The sequence below is a fragment of the Staphylococcus sp. FSL W8-0774 genome, from assembly GCF_038006785.1.
Lineage (GTDB): Bacteria > Bacillota > Bacilli > Staphylococcales > Staphylococcaceae > Staphylococcus > Staphylococcus pasteuri.
The window spans coordinates 1,670,717-1,688,677 of the sequence record NZ_JBBOVW010000001.1 but is presented as its reverse complement, the minus strand read 5'-3'; the positions used below and the strand labels follow the sequence as shown (position 1 = coordinate 1,688,677).

Below are 17,961 nucleotides of genomic sequence, written 5' to 3'. Positions count from 1 at the left end.
CCCGTCTGAAATTAATTTTCAGACGGGATTTTTTGTATTATTTTTTAGAATATTTAATTCTCTTTGGCAGAATAAAAGTTAAACCAGTTAACGCTAACAATAATGACCATGTCAATTCTTGAGATGAAGATTGACCAGTTTCTGGAAGAGATGTTGTTTTTTTCATGTCATGCTCTTTTGATTTTTGTTTATCACTATCTTTTACATTATCTTTACTCTCAGTTTTGGTTTCAGTTGTTCCTTTTTTCTTAACATGTTCTTTATCAATATCTTCATCTGTTTTGATATCTTTAGTAACACTTTCAGGTATTATTATATCGTCGTCTTCATCAACTTTTTGAGTTACTTCATTATTTTCGTTTTTATCGACATCGTGATCTTCGACAATATCTGCAATATCATCAACATTATGATCAGGGATTGTTGTATTATCACTATTTGATTCATTATTATCTACATTTTCATCTGTTTGATTATCAGTGTTGTCATCTTTAACTATATCAGTTATTTGAGTGTTTTCGTTGTTAGTTGTTGTAGTTGGGTCATTTTGATTATTTTCAGCATCAATTACTGGATTGTCTACATTTGTAGAAGATGTATCTTCAACTGGGACATCTTTATTTATAATTCTTACGTGATATTGACCATCGTAACCGATAGAAGATACTACGACTTTAACTATCGCGTTGTAAACTGCTTTATTAGGGTCATAAGGGAAAATTAATGTTCTAGTGTTTTTTTCTTTATCTTTAGAAATAGTTGTCACTCGTTCACCTTCGACAATAAAGTCTTTCCAATAACTATCTTCTTTAGTACGCATAATTACATATTGCTTACCATTTAATGTACCAATTTGGAAAGGATGTTCAACAAATCCATCCATTACTGACTCATTATTTTCTTCACTTTCAAATACAACAAAATTAGCATCATGTACATCCGTTAATTGATCGTTAGTTGGTTTTGCATTTTCAAACTCAACAATTGCTGATTGAACTTGTTGTTTTAAAGCAGCTTTTGTCTTTTCTAATTTGAATTTATATTCTTCTTTATATTTATCAGGTAAAGTTTTTTGTAACTTTTCTAATTCATATACTTGTCTTTCTAGTGTCTTCGCTTTGCGATATGGTGCTAATAATTTATCTACAGTATAAGTTTCATCATCTTTGTAATCATTAGGGTTATTAGTTATCGGTTGTTTGAAAACCATTAAAGTATAATCATAATTTTCGACTTTATTTTCACCAAGTTGAATAGATGATACAATTTTAACTTCTTTTGTGCCTACAGAAACTGGGAAACGGATATAAGCATAGTCTTTATCTGAATCATAAGATACGAGCGTAACAGGAAGTTTTTTGTCTCCTTCATAAATTTCAAAGTTTCTCCATGTTTGTGCTGTTTTTAATCCTAATTCAATTTCTGGTTGAGATTTAGTAAATATCACAGTTGCTGGATCTAATGTGCTTGCATAATGATAAAATTGTCTGTCACCGTCTTCTTTTTTCATTTCAAAATCAATAGGTCGTGTAACGGGTGCACTATGATCTTTATCTAATACTGCTGGGTTTTTAATAGCATCTTTTATTGATACATCAGCAGGAGGATAGACTGTATCAATAGCTTGTGACTGGTTTTGGTTAGTTTGATTTTCTTCATTTTTGTTTTGGCTATTATTTGGTGTTGTACCTACAGATTGGTTTTCATTTGGTTGATCTTGACTATTATTAGTTTGATTACTAACGCTCTGATTATTATCATTTGTTGAGTTTACATCGTTATTATTTGATGTTGAATTTACATTATTATCTGAATTGTTGATAGTGTTTGTTGGCGTTGTGTTTTCAGTTGCATTTTCCGAAGCATTATTACTGCTATTATCATTTAAAACGAGTGATGGGTCATTATAAATAGGTCGTGCGAATTCTAATTTTGTATAATCATAATTTGTTTCAGGTTCATTATCAATTTGTGTAGACGACACAATTTTAAGTTCTTGTGTACCATCAGTCACAGGGAAACGAATATATGCATGATCTGTGTCTGGATTATAAGACACTAAGTTAACAGGAAGTTTTGTGTTTCCTTCATAAACTTCAAATTTCTTCCAAGTTGAACCTGTATCAAGATCAAGTTCAACGTTTGCTTTAGTTTTTGTGTAATAGACATCAGCAGGGTTCTTAATACTAAAATAGTGATAATATTGTGTTTCATTATTTTGATCAAATAGTTGGAAATTAACTGTCTCTCTTGGACCAATATCATGAGGTTGGTTTTCAACTGCAGGGTTTTTAATAGCATCTTTTATAGACTGATCCGCTGTTTGTGTTTGATTATCATTATTTTCAACTGGTTGAGTTACAGGTTGAGATTGGTTTGATTGATCAGTATTCGCAGTAGATGCCGATTGATTTTGTACATTATTGTCATTTGAATTTTCGGCAGCTTGTGCTTGTTCATGAGAAGTAAAAATGAAAAGTGTACTTACTACTATCGAGGCTACACCAAGTGTAGATTTACGTATTGAATAAAAAGACCTTAATTTTGGGAAGTTATGCTGTTGATGTTTGTTCATGTTGTAAACAACTCCTATAGTTTTAATACAGATTGATAATCATTATCAATCGTTCACATGTATTGTAACTCAAAGTATAAATATATTGCAATCCGTTTTATAAAAAAATAATAAAATCTATACTGAGAGATATCAACTTCTCAATATAGGTTTCATATGATTATTTAGAGTGCTTTCTTCTGAAAACAAACATTGTAATAGATGTGAATAGGGCAATCGTAGCCATAGCTAATTCATTAAAGTAACTATGTGAAGCTACTTTACCTGTATCAGGTAATTCTTTTGATTTGTTGTCGTCGCTATTTTGTGAGTTTTTAGCATCTTTATCCCCGTTATTTTGATTAGATTTGCTATCTTTACCTTCATCTTCTTTTTTGCCTGTTTTGCCACCTTTACCATCTTTACCATCTTTACCGACATTGTCACCAGTGTTTGTATTAGTTCCATTATTATTATTGCCCCCAGCAGCTGGAGTAGTTGGTACATTATTGTTGTCCCCAGTAGCTGGAGTAGTAGGTGCATTGTTGTTGTCCCCATTAGCTGGAGTAGTAGGTGCATTGTTGTTGTCTCCAGTATTTGGAGTAGTAGATGCATTGTTGTTGTCCCCATTAGCTGGAGTAGTAGGTGCATTGTTGTTGTCCCCATTAGCTGGAGTAGTAGGTGCATTGTTGTTGTCCCCAGAAGCTGGAGTAGTAACTGTATTATTGTCGTCCCCATTAGCTGGAGTAGTAGGCACATTGTTGTTATCTCCAGTACTTGGAGCAGTAGCACCGTTGTTATTGTCTCCAGTAGCTGGAGTAGTTACTACATCATTGTTAGGTTGAGATGCTGTATTACTATCACTATTAGTATTAGTTTCGCCTAATGTTGGAATAGGTTTCGCAAATTCCAAATGCGTTGTATAAGTATGATCATACTTTAAGTTTGGAATAACGATATGTATTCTTGATGTGATATTTGTATATCCTGGTTCTACTGAAATATCTAACGTTTTTGTATCGTTTGCTGTGTCATCATTAACAACATTGGTAGTTAATTCTTGATTGTTTTTATTGAAAAATTTATATTCTTTCCACCATGAAGCATTTGTTAATGTAGCTTGGAAATAATATTGATTATCTTTTTTAATTACTTTACCAGGATGCTTCATATATTCATCGATGTGTGACACTTCATTTGAACCATCTCTTTGAACTTGGAAATTCAATTCTTCAGATACAGTATTATTTTGTGATGAAGAAGGTGATACTGCTGTATTTTGATTATTATTTTGATTTGTTTCAGTAGCCTGCGCATGATTTTCTCCATTACTTGCATAAAGTAATACACTTAATAAAAGAGTTGCACTTCCAATTGTAAATCTTCTTAATGATGCATGTTTATTCTCCTTATAAACCTTAGGATTTAGATAATGTTTGTTCATGATGTTTTCCTCCTAAAAATGATTGTGCTATGTCATTAAAAGTGATTAACCAATTTAATTGAAAATGGTTATCAATAATAGTACCACAAGTATATCGTTATAACAATAATATAATTTTATTATAAAATAAATATTGACTTTGATAATCGTTATCATTTATTATTTTTGTAAAGACGTAATATTCGTCTTAAATGGGAGGTATATATTTTGAAAAAATTACATAAAATTTTTAGTGTAGCCGTATTGTCTTTTATATTGTTTTTTGCGACAACTGTTAATAATGCTTTTGCTGAAGATAGCGGAACGTTCAATTATGAAATCTTAAAATATAATACTAACGATACATCTATTGCCAATGATTATTTTAATAAACCAGCTAAATATGTTAAAAAGAACGGTAAGTTATATGTTCAAATTACTGTTAACCACAGTCATTGGATTACAGGTATGAGTATCGAAGGCCATAAAGAAAAAATTATTAATAAAAATGCTGCGAAAGATGAACGTACTTCTGAATTTGAAGTAAGTAAAGTGAGCGGTAAAGTCCAAGGTAAAATTGATGTATATATTAATGAAAAAGTAAATGGCAAACCTTTCTTATATGATCACCATTACAATATTACTTATAAATTTAATGGACCATCTAATGTAGTTGGTAATGGTAGTAGCAGTGCAAGTACTACTGGTAATGATACTACAGGGGGTACTACAAACACTGGTACTGGTGGTGTAGAAAACCCACAAACTAGTGCTGGTATTCCAGGATATATTTATATCGTTCCTGCAGTTGCATTGATGTCATTCGTTTTCATTACATTTTATGCTAAAAAGGTTAACAAAGGTAATGTGAAATAATGAATGTATCATTACAAACTAGCTTTAAAACGTTAATCATTTATTGTTGTGTATCGACATTTATGATTTTAAATAATAAAGATGCATTATTATTGGCTGATGAGATGAATAGTCCATCAGCCAATTCTTATAATACACAGCAAGATAACCCTCAGAAATTAGATGAAGCTATTTTTAAAGAATTACCTATAAAGACTAATAATATCTATCTTGATGTAAGAGATAAAGATGATAAGAAAGTAGAAGTATTTGATAAAAAAGGTCGACTTATTGTTAATAGTAAAAATCAAGTTTACCTAGAAATCAAATTATCTCTACATACTAAGATTGAAAATTATCAATTTTTGACATCCAATTCTCAGCCATTACCTTTTGTAACTAAAAGTAATGATAATACAACAATGATAAGAATATTATTAAAGCAAAATATACAAACCTTGGAAATGCGTTATAAACAAAATCTCCATGATAAGGAAGACAGTGTACTATTCATTCATTTAAAACAAAATAAAGATGATAAAGAAGACCAAAAAGATAAAAATCAGAATCAAATAATAGTTCAACAAAATAAGAATAATAATCAACAAACACGAACTACAGATAAAGATATATCTAAAAATAAAAAGACTGGTCAAAATAAACCAAAAGAATATAAGAATAGTACTCAAGAACAAAAAAACAAATCAACTACAACAAATATAAATGTGACTAAAAATAGTAACAGCAGTCATACTCAATCGTCTGGAAATTCAAATAATAATGATCAAAGTTTGAAAAATAATGTTGATTCACAATCAACTAAAATTCAAAGTACTAGGGACAATATTAAAAAGGAAAAAGATAAAACATTACCATCATTCAATAGAGATGATGATGTAAAGAAACATAAACCAAATAATAAAAAATATGAAAATAATCAAAAAGCAAAAAGTCATAAAAAAGAATATGCGATATTGGGCGTAGCTATAGTATTAGCAATGTTACTCCTAGTTGTATCTCATTTATTAATGAAAAAGCGAGGTAAAAAAGATTGAAACATGTAAAAACAATAATTTTAGGAATTATATGTGCTATTTTATTAGTCGTTTGTGAATCATCATCGAAATCAAAAAAAGAAGAAAAAGCTGAAAAATATAGAATTGTACCTACCACTGTTGCATTGACAATGACACTAGACAAACTGGATTTACCAATCGTTGGGAAACCAACATCTTATAAAACATTACCGACACGATATAAAGATGTTCCCGAAGTGGGACAACCGATGCAACCAAGTGTAGAAGCAGTTAAAAAATTAAATCCAACTCACGTATTAAGTGTGTCTACAATCAAAGATGAAATGAAACCTTTTTATAAACAGCTTAATATGAAAGGTTACTATTATGACTACGATAGTTTGCAAGGTATGGAAAATTCAATTACAGAATTAGGTAAACAGTTTAATAGAACTGAAAAAGCAAAAGAATTAAATGATCACTTAAATAAAGTGAAAAAGGAAATTGAAGACAAAGCTGCTAAACAACGTAAACACCCTAAAGTACTAATTCTTATGGGTGTGCCAGGAAGTTATTTAGTTGCGACAGATAAATCTTATATTGGCGACTTAGTGAAAATTGCTGGTGGAGAAAATGTAATTAAAGTAAAAGATAGACAGTATATTTCGTCAAATACTGAAAACTTACTCAATGTAGACCCTGATATCATTTTACGTTTACCACATGGCATGCCAGATGAAGTGAAAAAAATGTTTAAAAAAGAATTTAAACAAAATGATATTTGGAAGCATTTTAAAGCTGTTAAAAATAATAAAGTTTATGATTTAGAAGAGATTCCATTTGGAATTACAGCGAATGTTGATGCTGACGAAGCAATGAAACAGTTATATGACTTATTTTATAACAATAAAAAGTAATGGAATGATTGTATGATAAAGAACCATAAGAAGTTATTTTTAATAATATTTATACTATTAACTGTTTTAACAGCATATTTATCATTTGTTACTGGTACTTTAAAAATTACATTTAATGATTGGATAGATAAATTATCAACTGGTGAAAATAATGCGGTGGATGCGATATTAGATTTGAGATTACCTAGAATATTAATAGCAATGATAGTAGGGGCTATGTTGGCAGTATCAGGAACACTTTTACAAGCGTCTCTTCAAAATCCATTAGCTGAAGCGAACTTAATTGGCGTTTCGACTGGCGCTTTAATTATGAGAACGCTATGTATGATGTATATTCCTCAACTATATAATTATTTACCATTTTTAGTTTTTATCGGAGGATTGATTCCATTTATAATCATTATATTTTTACACACTAAATATCAGTTGAATGCGGTAAGTATGATTTTAGTAGGTGTAGCATTATTTGTGTTATTAAATGGTGTATATGACATCTTAAGTCAAAATCCATTACTGAAAATGTCTCAAGGTTTAACTATGAAAACATGGAAAGATGTATATATTATAGCGACTTCTGCAATGATAGGATTAAGTTTAAGTATTTTACTATCTCCTAAGTTGAATTTATTAAATTTAGACGATATGCAAGCTAAGAGTATTGGTTTTCAAATAGATACGTATAGATGGATAATTGGCTTATTAGCAGTATTTTTAGCAAGTGCAACAGTTGCGATAGTAGGTCAAATGGCCTTTTTAGGGATTATTGTACCTCATATTGTAAGAAAAATAGTAGGTGTTAATTATAAAGCAGTTATACCATTTTCAATAGTCATAGGAGCTTGGTTCTTACTTTTAGCTGATTTAGCAGGACGTACAATACATCCACCATTAGAAATACCTGCCAATGCTATTTTAATGATTGTAGGTGGACCTACATTGATTTATTTATTATGTAAGGGTAAACGTCAACGTAATTATAAATCTATGTAAGGCTTAACTAATGAAGAATAAAGGATTATCACATTATATGAAACACATAATAAGAATAATACAAATTATTTTAATCGTTGTTATTGTCGTTTTTACTTATCAAATAATTAAAATTTATGTTCAAGATAAAGATGAACAAGAAAGTTATGCCAAAATACAAAAGAAATTTAAAACACTATCAAATGAACATCAATCATCAGTAAGACCACAATTTGAATCCTTAGAAAAAATTAATAAAGACATCGTTGGTTGGATTCAATTAGAGGGAACATCGCTCAATTATCCTATTTTACAAGGTAAAACAAATCATGAATATTTAAATTTAGATTTTGAAAGAGAACAACGTCGTAAAGGAAGTATTTTTATGGATTATCGAAATTCATTGAATCCTTTAGATAAAAATACGGTGATATATGGTCATCATATTGGTGATCAAACTATGTTTGATGTACTTGATGATTATTTAAAACAATCATTTTATGACAAACACAAATCAATCCACTTTGATACTAAATATGGTAAATATCAATTACAAATTTTTAGTGCATTTAAAACAACAAGTAATGACAATTATATCCAAACGACTTTTGATAATGATGAACAATTTAAAGCATTTTTAATCAAAACAAAGAAGCGTTCATTGATTAAAACGAATGTAGATGTCAATGAAGGAGATAAAATTGTGACATTATCGACTTGTGAAGATGCATTTAGACAAACAGCAGGCAGAATAGCAGTTATTGCCAAATTAACTAAAATTAACTAAAAGGATGAAGACAATCATGAGATTTATGGCTGAAAACAAATTAACGCTAAACAAAGGGACAGCAACAGAAATTGTTGAAAGATTTTATACTAGACATGGTATTGAGACATTAGACGGGTTTGAAGGTATGTTTGTTACTCGTACATTAGAAAAAGAGGATTATGATGAAGTTAAAATTTTAACTTTATGGAAAGATAAACAAGCTTTTACAGACTGGTTGAAATCAGATGTATTTAAAAAAGCACATCAAAATGTTCGCAGTCAATCTGATGATAAAAGTAGTCCGATTATTAAAAATAGCGTTCATACATATGATATTGGCTATCATTATTTAAAATAAATATTTGTTTAAAAAGCAATTAGCTTCCGATTAAAAATCATTAAAATTTAGTCGGAAGCTTTTTTATTTTAATATTGTGAAGGTGTTTCTAAGTAGAACACATTAGCTAAAGCTAATGCGTATGTAACACTAAACTATTAAAATAGTAGTAATACTTTATTTTCAATTTATAACTTAATCATATACAATTAAGGATAATTAGAAATTATCATATTGGAGATTAATTATATGGAACAAATTACGTCGGCTCAAAATAATAAAATTAAAAATGCGAATAAACTTAAGAAAAAGAAAGATAGAGATAAAACAGGTTTAGCACTTATCGAAGGTATACATTTAATAGATGAAGCATATCAAAGTGGTTTAGACATTGAACAATTATTTGTTGTTGATCCTAGTAGAACAGATGAACAATTAATTGAGTATGCTTATGAAACATTTGAAATTAATTTAAAAGTTGCAGAAGCGTTGTCTGGAACTGTGACACCTCAAGGCTTTTTCGCAGTGATAAAAAAACCAGAATATGATATATCAACTGCGAAGCAAGTATTATTAATTGATAGAATACAAGACCCAGGTAATTTAGGAACGTTAATCCGCACTGCAGATGCAGCAGGTATTGATCTAATAGTAATGGAAAAAGGCACTGCAGATCCATATCAAGATAAAGTATTACGTGCGAGTCAAGGTAGTGTATTTCATATTCCTGTTATGTCAGAATCATTACAGATATTCATCGATACATTTGATGGACCCATTTATGGTACAGCATTAGATGAAGCTGTAAGCTTTAAAGAAATTGAAGCACAAGACACATTTGCACTTATTTTGGGTAACGAAGGTGAAGGTGTAAATGAAACACTATTAAATAGTACAACTCAAAATTTAACTATTCCTATTTATGGAAAAGCTGAAAGTTTAAATGTTGCAATTGCTGGTAGTATCTTACTTTACCAATTAAAAGAATAAAATATTTGTCTACATTTAGGTGACTTTAAAATTTATAAATGATATTCAAAACGGTTATTGCCGGTTGACCCTATATCAATCAATCGTCTATAATAAATAATGAATTCATAAATAATCAATGATATGGTCTACAAGAGAATTAATAGCCTATAAAAAGACGTAAACTAACATGTGAAATTGTTTAAGGGAGAATAACCGCGACTGAAAGTTATTCCAATTTTGATTAGTTTTTTTCATCTTTTTGGCTACTTAAAGAGATTTAAGTCGGAGTACGTCTTCGTTAACAACGTATACAAGTGTATGCATAAGCATAAATTTGGGTGGTACCACGGAAGGCTTTCGTCCCAGTTAGAGGGGCGAAAGTCTTTTTTGTTTAAAAAAATAAATAATTAATTGATTAATATATTGTTGATGGGATAAAAGGAGGAAAAACGTATGACTCAAAATGATCATATGGGTGAATTAAAGAAACAAGCATTGGTTGATATAAATGCTGCTAATGATGAAAGAACTTTACAAGATGTGAAAGTTAAATATTTAGGTAAAAAGGGTTCGGTAAGTGCATTAATGAAAAATATGAAAGACTTACCAAATGAAGAAAAACCAGCTTATGGACAAAAAGTCAATGAGCTAAGACAAACAATTCAACAAGAGCTAGACGAAAGACAAACGATTTTAGCTAATGAAAAGTTAAATCAACAATTAGCAGAAGAAACAATCGATGTTACTTTACCAAGTCGTCAAATTGAAATAGGTTCTAAACATCCATTAACTCGAACTATTGAAGAAATTGAAGATTTATTCTTAGGATTAGGTTATGAAATTGTAGATGGATTTGAAGTAGAACAAGATCATTATAATTTTGAAGCTTTAAACTTACCTAAATCTCATCCAGCACGTGATATGCAAGATAGTTTCTATATTACTGAAGAAATTTTAATGAGAACGCATACGTCACCAGTGCAAGCAAGAACAATGGAACAACGAAATGGTCAAGGTCCAGTTAAAATTATATGCCCTGGTAAAGTTTATCGTCGTGATTCAGATGATGCGACACACAGCCACCAATTTACTCAAATTGAAGGATTAGTAGTGGATAAAAATATTAAAATGAGTGACTTAAAAGGGACATTAGAATTATTAGCGAAAGAATTATTTGGTGCTGATAGAGAAATTCGATTACGACCAAGTTATTTCCCATTTACAGAGCCATCTGTGGAAGTGGATGTGTCATGTTTCAAATGTAAAGGTCAAGGTTGTAATGTTTGTAAACATACTGGATGGATTGAAATTTTAGGGGCAGGTATGGTACACCCTAACGTTTTAAATATGGCTGGTTTCGATGCAAATGAATATTCTGGGTTTGCCTTTGGTATGGGACCAGACCGTATCGCTATGTTGAAATATGGTATTGAGGATATTCGTCATTTCTATACAAATGATGTACGTTTCTTAGACCAGTTTAAAGCTGTAGAAGATAGAGGTGAGATTTAATGTTAATTTCAAATGAATGGTTAAAAGATTATGTAGACGTGAATCAAAATGTTCAAGATTTAGCAGAAAAAATAACACGCACTGGTATTGAAGTTGACGATATTATTGATTTTACAAAAGACATTAAATACTTAGTAGTAGGTTATGTCGTATCTAAAGCGTCTCATCCAGATGCAGATAAATTAAATATATGCCAAGTAGATATTGGTGAGGAAGAGCCTGTACAAATCGTTTGTGGTGCACCTAATGTTGATGAAGGACAATATGTCATTGTTGCTAAAGTAGGTGGACGTTTACCAGGTGGTATTAAAATTAAGCGTGCCAAGTTACGCGGGGAGCATTCTAAAGGCATGATTTGTTCATTACAAGAAATAGGTATCTCAAGTAATGTTGTACCAAAAGCATTTGAAAATGGCATTTTCGTATTTTCTACAGAGGTAACACCCGGTACAGATGCATTAGATGCATTGTATTTAAATGACCAAATTATGGAATTTGATTTAACTCCAAACCGTGCAGACGCATTAAGTATGGTAGGTACTGCATATGAAGTAGCAGCGTTATATCAAACTCAAATGACTAAACCACAAACTGCTAGTAATGAGTTAAATGAATCCGCTACAGATGAATTATCTGTTACCGTTAAAAATGAAAATAAAGTACCTTATTATAGCGCGAGAATAGTTAAAAATGTCACTATTGGTCAATCACCAATATGGATGCAATCACGTTTAATGAAAGCGGGAATTAGACCAATTAATAATGTCGTTGATATTTCAAACTATGTTTTATTAGAATATGGACAACCTTTACACATGTTTGACCAAGATCAAATTGGTTCTAATCATATTGAAGTTCGTCAAGCACAAGAAAATGAAACAATGACGACATTAGACGATCAAGAAAGAACACTACTTGAGTCAGATATTGTCATCACTAATGGACAAACACCAATTGCATTAGGTGGCGTGATGGGCGGAGATTTTTCAGAAGTGAGTGATCGAACAACTAATGTTGTTATAGAAGGCGCTATTTTTGATTCTGCTTCTATTCGTCATACATCTAGACGCTTAAATTTACGTAGTGAAGCTTCTAGTCGATTTGAAAAGGGCATTGCGACAGAATTTGTCAATGAAGCTGTTGACCGTGCATGTTATTTATTAGAAATGTATGCTTCTGGTAGTGTCCTTAAAGATAGAGTTTCTGCAGGCGATTTAGGTGAATTCATTACACCAATTCACATTACAACTGACAAAATCAATGAAACAGTCGGATTTAATTTATCTGCAGATGAAATTACAAAGAATTTCGAACAATTAGGTTTTGAAACAGAAGTAAATCATAATGAACTTACGGTATTTGTACCATCTCGTCGTAAAGACATTTCTATTAAAGAAGACTTGATTGAAGAAGTCGCACGTATATACGGCTATGATGAGATTCCATCAACATTACCAGTGTTTGAAGAAGTAACTAGTGGTACTTTAACTGACCGTCAACGTAAAACACGAATAGTGAAAGAAACAATAGAAGGTGCAGGTTTGAACCAAGCTATCACATATTCACTTGTATCTAAAGAACATGCTAAAGATTTTGCATTACAAGATAGATCAACAATTGAACTACTTATGCCAATGAGTGAAGCACATTCAACATTGCGTCAAAGTTTACTACCACATTTAATTGAGGCAACAACGTATAATGTTGCACGTAAAAATAGAGATGTGAAATTATATGAAATTGGACGAGTATTTTTCGGCAATGGTGAAGGTGAATTACCTGAAGAAGTTGAATATTTAAGTGGTATTATGACAGGTGATTATGTTGTAAATCAATGGCAAGGTAAAAAAGAAGAAGTTGACTTTTATTTAGCTAAAGGTGTTATTGAACGAGTTGCTGAAAAACTTAATTTAACATTGGATTATCGTGCAGCTAAAATTGAAGGTTTACATCCAGGTAGAACTGCAATTGTCTCTTTAAATGGCAAAGATATTGGTTTTATCGGTGAATTACATCCTTCTGTAGCGGCTGATAATGACTTAAAACGCACATATGTTTTTGAATTAAACTACGAAGAAATGATGAAAGTTTCTGTTGGTTATATCAATTATCAACCAATTCCAAAATATCCAGGTGTTTCACGTGATATTGCATTAGAGGTAAATCATGATGTACCAGCATCTGAACTTATCTCAACAATTCATGATAATGGTGCTGATATTCTTCAAGATACACAAGTATTTGATGTGTATGAAGGTGAACATTTAGAAGAAGGTAAAAAATCAGTTGCAATCAGATTAAATTATTTAGATACTGAAAATACTTTAACTGATGAGCGTGTATCAAAAGTACATGATCAAATTATCGAAGCATTGAAAGAAAAAGGCGCAACAATAAGATAATAAAGTAAGTAAAAGGCAAGTATCATTCCTTAGAGGTTGATACTTGCCATATTTATAGACAAATCTATCTTGGCGATAGGTTTGTCTTTTTAAAATCATCTCATTGTTAGATTATTTGAGGAATAATGAGCTGTATTTATGCGCTGACTCCAGAGGTAACAGTATTAGTTGAAGACCATAGAAATTCCCACAGGTTTATCTGTGTAGAATTTCTGGCTGAAACTGTACCCTGGGAAAGCATGGGTATAAAAATTGCCAACAAAGTCATGGACTTTACGGACAGTCTAATATAATTACTAATCAATATAAATAGTACTTACTTGCATTGGATTGCACTTATAAATATTTCTTTTTAACTAAAGCCTGAGCTTTGTCTCTATTCTTGAAATGTTTTTTAGAAATACTGTCTAATTTATCAATACCATATTTTTCAATTATTTTTGCAGCGAATAAGTCAACTTTATTACTTGCGCCTTTAGGAACTTCCATTTTTAATGATTTAGATATATGATTCATATGTTTTACAAAGGCATATCGAGAGATAATACTGGCAGCCGCTATGGCTAAAGATTTAGATTCGCCTTTTGTTTCAAATTTTGTTAATTTCGGATAAGGCAAATCGGATAAAGCATAACGTTGATATACGCCACGTTCTGCAAATTGGTCAATGACAATATAATTCAAATCATTAGTTTCAATTTTTTGGACAACATTTGCAATAGCTTGATTGTGTAATACAGCTTTCATTTTAACTTGTGACCATCCAGCACGTTGTCGATCATTATATTTAACATTATCAAGTGTAAGTAATGAATGGGGAATAAAGTTAACAAGTTGTTCTGCTATTTCTACTATTTTAGTGTCGGTTAATTTTTTAGAATCATCAACACCTAATTCTTTTAAAATTTTCACATGCTCTTTTGTAACATATGCGGCACATACTGTTAGTGGGCCAAAATAATCACCACTGCCAGCTTCATCACTACCTATACAATTATATTGATTGTATTTAATATAAGATGCCTGTGACTTAGAAGATTTGGAAGAATTTAAACTAGTAGTGTTACTTTGTTTTTCAGGTAGTAATTGTTGTGCTACAGTTTCGGCATTATTGCCTTGAAACATGACTTTTCCAGAATTATATATATTGATAACAGCACCGTTATGTTTCGTGCGAGCTTTCATACCTTGGGGCAACTGTACTGTATCAAATTTTATTTTAGACATTAATGTATTGATTTCATTTGTTGTTAATTTATGGACTATATTAGCCATACTTTGTTAAACCTCTCTTTATTCATACTATTGTGGTACATTAATCAAATCATATCATAACATTATCTTTTATATCATAAGTGAAAATCAAAAGAGATTAGATACTTAAATTACATTTGAAGTCTTTGAGTATGGATTTTTCTAAAATGTATAATACTAAAAATTAAAAAGGTAATTATAATTTTCTAAAGAAAAAGATTGACTTTATTAAACCACATACTTACAAAATAATTATGACTCATGTATAATGTTTAATGATAAGTAAAAAGAATAAAACCAAAAATTAATATTATGTACAAATAATATAGAAACATGATTTTGGTTAAATTAAATAGAGATACGGAATAATTTAATTAAAAGTCAGGAGATATAATTATGGGTGATTTTAAGAATAGAATAAATGTAACAATTAATGACCAACATTTTACAATAATTGGTGATGATAGCCCAGAGCATATACGACATGTTGCTCATTTAGTAGATGAGACAATGAGAGAATTAGGGCAAAAATCAGCTGGACTAGATACAACGAGGAAAGCTATTTTAACAGCCGTCAATATCATGCATGAAAAAGTAAGCTTAGAGGAAGAAAACCGTCGATTACAACAAGAACTTAATCAATTAAAACAACGAGAAGATTAGATGTTATTAGACATTGTTATATTAATCATTTTACTGTATTTTGCAATCGTTGGATTTCGACGAGGATTGTGGCTTACAAGTTTACATTTTATTTCTTCAATAGTGTCGTTATGGATTGCAATGCAATTTTATCGAGACATCGCAAAACGTTTAATCGTGTTTTTACCTTTTCCAAAGACTGTTGCATATGATACCCAATATGCGATATCTTTTGATCACTTACAATATCGTTTTGAATCTATAGTAGCTTTTATTTTAATTGCGCTATGCAGTAAGTTGATTTTATATCTAATCATCGTCACATTTGATAATATAGTTGCATATCAACCTTTAAACATCATTAGCCGTATCTTAGGTATTATATTAAGTTTAATAATGGGTATTATATTTATTCAAATCATGATGTATATTTTAGCTTTATATCCTAATGTAATGATACAAAATTCATTAGGTCATTCATTATTAGCTAAGCATATTCTATTGCACACACCTTATGTTTCACAATTAATTTTAAATTTATAAAAAATGATGTTGAGGTCAGGACAGACAATTTGAAATAGTAATATGTCCTGGTCTTATTTTTATGGAGAGATGTATATGACTAAAAAAGATGTTATTCAATTATTAGAAAAAATAGCTACTTATATGGAGTTAAAAGGAGAAAATACCTTTAAAGTGTCTGCGTATAGAAAAGCAGCTCAAAGTTTAGAAGTAGATGAACGACCACTAGATGAGATTGAAGATGTAACTGAATTAAAAGGTATTGGAAAAGGAGTCGGTGATGTCATTAATGAATATCGACAATCTGGACATTCAACTGCATTAGAAGATTTACAAAAAGAAGTTCCTGAGGGACTAGTTCCTTTATTAAAAATACAAGGGCTAGGTAGTAAAAAAATAGCTAAATTATATAAAGAACTAAATATTACCGATAAAGCGTCATTACAAGAAGCGTGTGAATCAGGTAAAGTAAGTGAATTAAGTGGTTTCGCTAAAAAGACGGAACAAAATATTCTAGAAGCAGTTAAAGCATTAGGTGCTAAAAAAGAAAGTTATCCAATTGATCAGATGAGAGGTCTTAATCACCAAATTATAGATTATATTAGTCAATTAGACGATATCGATCAATACTCTTCAGCGGGAAGTTTTAGAAGATATAAAGAACAAAGTAAAGATTTAGATTTTATTATTAGCACGAATGAACCAGAAAAAGTACAACAACAATTATTAAATATTCCTAATAAAGTTAAAGATGTAGCGATAGGTTCAACTAAAATATCAGTAGAACTAGAATACGATGATGAAACAATTGGCGTAGATTTTAGATTGATTGAACCTTCTGCTTTTTATCATACATTGCAACATTTCACTGGATCTAAAGATCATAATATTCGCATTAGACAATTAGCCAAAGCTCAAAATGAGAAAGTTAGTGAATATGGTATTGAAAAGGATAATGGGGAAGTATTGCAATTTAATAGCGAAGCGGAAATTTATGAACATTTTGGAGTTTCTTGGATTGAACCTTCAATGCGTGAAGATGGAAGTGAATTTGATAAAGATTTAAGCCAAATTATTCAATTAGATGATATTAAAGGTGATCTTCATATGCATACCACATATAGCGATGGTGCATTTTCAATAAGAGACATGATAGAAGCCAATATCGCTAAAGGATATGAATTTATGGTTATTACTGATCATTCACAAAGTTTAAGAGTGGCAAATGGTTTACAAGTGGAACGTTTGTTACGTCAAAATGAAGAAATTAAACAATTAAATGAAGAATATGATGAAATTGATATTTATTCAGGTATTGAAATGGACATATTACCCGATGGTTCATTAGACTATGATGATGAGATTCTTGCACAATTGGATTATGTCATTGCAGCGATACATCAAAGTTTTAATCAATCTGAAGAAGACATTATGAAACGCTTAGAAAATGCGTGTCGTAATCCATACGTAAGACATATTGCTCATCCAACTGTTAGAATTATTGGCCGTCGTCCTGGATACGAACCAAATATTGAAAAACTAGCTCAACTTGCTGAAGAAACAAATACAATTTTAGAAATTAATGCGAATCCAAAGCGTTTGGATTTAAATGCACAAACAGTACGACAATATCCAAATGTTAAATTAACCATTAATACAGATGCGCATCATACTGATCATTTAGAATTTATGAAATATGGTGTTGCAACAGCGCAAAAAGGATTTGTTACGAAAGATAGAGTAATCAATACAATGTCTAGAGAGGCATTTAAATCGTTTATTAATAACAACATAAAAATGAAGAAATAGAGGGATTG

The 17,961-nt window shown here is 30.6% G+C and carries 15 protein-coding genes; 12 read left to right on the top strand and 3 right to left on the bottom strand.

Translation table 11 applies throughout. The features are described 5' to 3' along the window. Nucleotides 1-37: 37 nt before the first annotated feature. The gene (locus tag NSQ15_RS08160; protein WP_070452759.1) at nt 38-2,575 is read right to left on the bottom strand and encodes an NEAT domain-containing protein; all 2,538 of its coding nucleotides are present in this window, start codon (nt 2,573-2,575) and stop codon (nt 38-40) included. 160 nt (nt 2,576-2,735) lie between these two features. Further along, nucleotides 2,736-3,998 carry an NEAT domain-containing protein gene (locus NSQ15_RS08155; protein ID WP_340747087.1) on the bottom strand — a complete coding sequence of 421 codons (1,263 nt, stop codon included), beginning with the start codon at nt 3,996-3,998 and terminating at the stop codon, nt 2,736-2,738. 207 nt (nt 3,999-4,205) lie between these two features. Here NSQ15_RS08155 and isdC point away from each other — a divergent pair, with 207 nt between their 5' ends. The 9 genes from isdC to pheT all read left to right on the top strand — a co-directional run bounded on the left by isdC (nt 4,206) and on the right by pheT (nt 13,726). Then, complete coding sequence (gene isdC, locus NSQ15_RS08150; RefSeq protein WP_017637561.1) at nt 4,206-4,853, top strand: heme uptake protein IsdC; 648 nt, start codon at nt 4,206-4,208, stop codon at nt 4,851-4,853. Beyond that, nucleotides 4,853-5,887 (top strand): hypothetical protein, encoded by a 1,035-nt coding sequence (locus tag NSQ15_RS08145; protein WP_070452754.1) that lies wholly within the window; start codon nt 4,853-4,855, stop codon nt 5,885-5,887. Before isdC ends, NSQ15_RS08145 begins: the two co-directional genes overlap by 1 nt. Further along, entirely contained in the window at nt 5,884-6,765 is an 882-nt protein-coding gene (gene isdE / locus NSQ15_RS08140; protein ID WP_340747086.1) for a heme ABC transporter substrate-binding protein IsdE, read from the top strand. Before NSQ15_RS08145 ends, isdE begins: the two co-directional genes overlap by 4 nt. 12 nt (nt 6,766-6,777) lie before the next feature. Continuing rightward, a complete protein-coding gene (gene isdF, locus NSQ15_RS08135; RefSeq protein WP_108000285.1) occupies nt 6,778-7,755 on the top strand; it encodes a hemin ABC transporter permease protein IsdF in 978 nt (325 codons plus the stop codon). 37 nt (nt 7,756-7,792) lie between these two features. After that, nucleotides 7,793-8,521: a class B sortase gene (gene srtB, locus NSQ15_RS08130; protein WP_017637650.1), complete on the top strand. Its 729-nt coding sequence runs from the start codon at nt 7,793-7,795 to the stop codon at nt 8,519-8,521. Nucleotides 8,522-8,537: 16 nt separating this feature from the next. Next, nucleotides 8,538-8,861: an antibiotic biosynthesis monooxygenase gene (locus NSQ15_RS08125; RefSeq protein ID WP_017637649.1), complete on the top strand. Its 324-nt coding sequence runs from the start codon at nt 8,538-8,540 to the stop codon at nt 8,859-8,861. 228 nt (nt 8,862-9,089) lie between these two features. After that, entirely contained in the window at nt 9,090-9,830 is a 741-nt protein-coding gene (locus NSQ15_RS08120) for a TrmH family RNA methyltransferase (protein ID WP_340747085.1), read from the top strand. A gap of 435 nt (nt 9,831-10,265) precedes the next feature. Beyond that, nucleotides 10,266-11,324 carry a phenylalanine--tRNA ligase subunit alpha gene (gene pheS, locus NSQ15_RS08115; protein ID WP_070452743.1) on the top strand — a complete coding sequence of 353 codons (1,059 nt, stop codon included), beginning with the start codon at nt 10,266-10,268 and terminating at the stop codon, nt 11,322-11,324. Further along, nucleotides 11,324-13,726, top strand: a complete 2,403-nt coding sequence (pheT, locus tag NSQ15_RS08110; RefSeq protein WP_217193836.1) for a phenylalanine--tRNA ligase subunit beta — start codon at nt 11,324-11,326, stop codon at nt 13,724-13,726. The genes pheS and pheT overlap by 1 nt, the downstream gene beginning before the upstream one ends. Before the next feature lie 336 nt (nt 13,727-14,062). On the opposite strand, the gene rnhC is transcribed toward pheT, so the two are convergent. Beyond that, the gene (gene rnhC, locus NSQ15_RS08105) at nt 14,063-15,001 is read right to left on the bottom strand and encodes a ribonuclease HIII (RefSeq protein WP_017637645.1); all 939 of its coding nucleotides are present in this window, start codon (nt 14,999-15,001) and stop codon (nt 14,063-14,065) included. 375 nt (nt 15,002-15,376) lie between these two features. Here rnhC and zapA point away from each other — a divergent pair, with 375 nt between their 5' ends. The 3 genes from zapA (at nt 15,377) to polX (ending at nt 17,953) form a co-directional block, all read left to right on the top strand. After that, nucleotides 15,377-15,643 carry a cell division protein ZapA gene (gene zapA / locus NSQ15_RS08100; protein WP_017637644.1) on the top strand — a complete coding sequence of 89 codons (267 nt, stop codon included), beginning with the start codon at nt 15,377-15,379 and terminating at the stop codon, nt 15,641-15,643. Further along, the gene (locus tag NSQ15_RS08095; RefSeq protein WP_017637643.1) at nt 15,644-16,165 is read left to right on the top strand and encodes a CvpA family protein; all 522 of its coding nucleotides are present in this window, start codon (nt 15,644-15,646) and stop codon (nt 16,163-16,165) included. A gap of 75 nt (nt 16,166-16,240) precedes the next feature. Then, complete coding sequence (gene polX, locus NSQ15_RS08090) at nt 16,241-17,953, top strand: DNA polymerase/3'-5' exonuclease PolX (protein ID WP_217193837.1); 1,713 nt, start codon at nt 16,241-16,243, stop codon at nt 17,951-17,953. The last annotated feature ends 8 nt before the right edge of the window (nt 17,954-17,961 follow it).

Coding starts and splice junctions, on each gene's coding strand:
- NSQ15_RS08095 (WP_017637643.1), top strand. CDS start 15,644: ATGTTATTAGACATTGTTATATTAATCATTTTACTGTATTTTGCAATC.
- NSQ15_RS08155 (WP_340747087.1), bottom strand. CDS start 3,998: ATGAACAAACATTATCTAAATCCTAAGGTTTATAAGGAGAATAAACAT.
- rnhC (WP_017637645.1), bottom strand. CDS start 15,001: ATGGCTAATATAGTCCATAAATTAACAACAAATGAAATCAATACATTA.
- NSQ15_RS08160 (WP_070452759.1), bottom strand. CDS start 2,575: ATGAACAAACATCAACAGCATAACTTCCCAAAATTAAGGTCTTTTTAT.
- NSQ15_RS08120 (WP_340747085.1), top strand. CDS start 9,090: ATGGAACAAATTACGTCGGCTCAAAATAATAAAATTAAAAATGCGAAT.
- polX (WP_217193837.1), top strand. CDS start 16,241: ATGACTAAAAAAGATGTTATTCAATTATTAGAAAAAATAGCTACTTAT.
- pheT (WP_217193836.1), top strand. CDS start 11,324: ATGTTAATTTCAAATGAATGGTTAAAAGATTATGTAGACGTGAATCAA.
- isdF (WP_108000285.1), top strand. CDS start 6,778: ATGATAAAGAACCATAAGAAGTTATTTTTAATAATATTTATACTATTA.
- NSQ15_RS08145 (WP_070452754.1), top strand. CDS start 4,853: ATGAATGTATCATTACAAACTAGCTTTAAAACGTTAATCATTTATTGT.
- NSQ15_RS08125 (WP_017637649.1), top strand. CDS start 8,538: ATGAGATTTATGGCTGAAAACAAATTAACGCTAAACAAAGGGACAGCA.
- zapA (WP_017637644.1), top strand. CDS start 15,377: ATGGGTGATTTTAAGAATAGAATAAATGTAACAATTAATGACCAACAT.
- srtB (WP_017637650.1), top strand. CDS start 7,793: ATGAAACACATAATAAGAATAATACAAATTATTTTAATCGTTGTTATT.
- pheS (WP_070452743.1), top strand. CDS start 10,266: ATGACTCAAAATGATCATATGGGTGAATTAAAGAAACAAGCATTGGTT.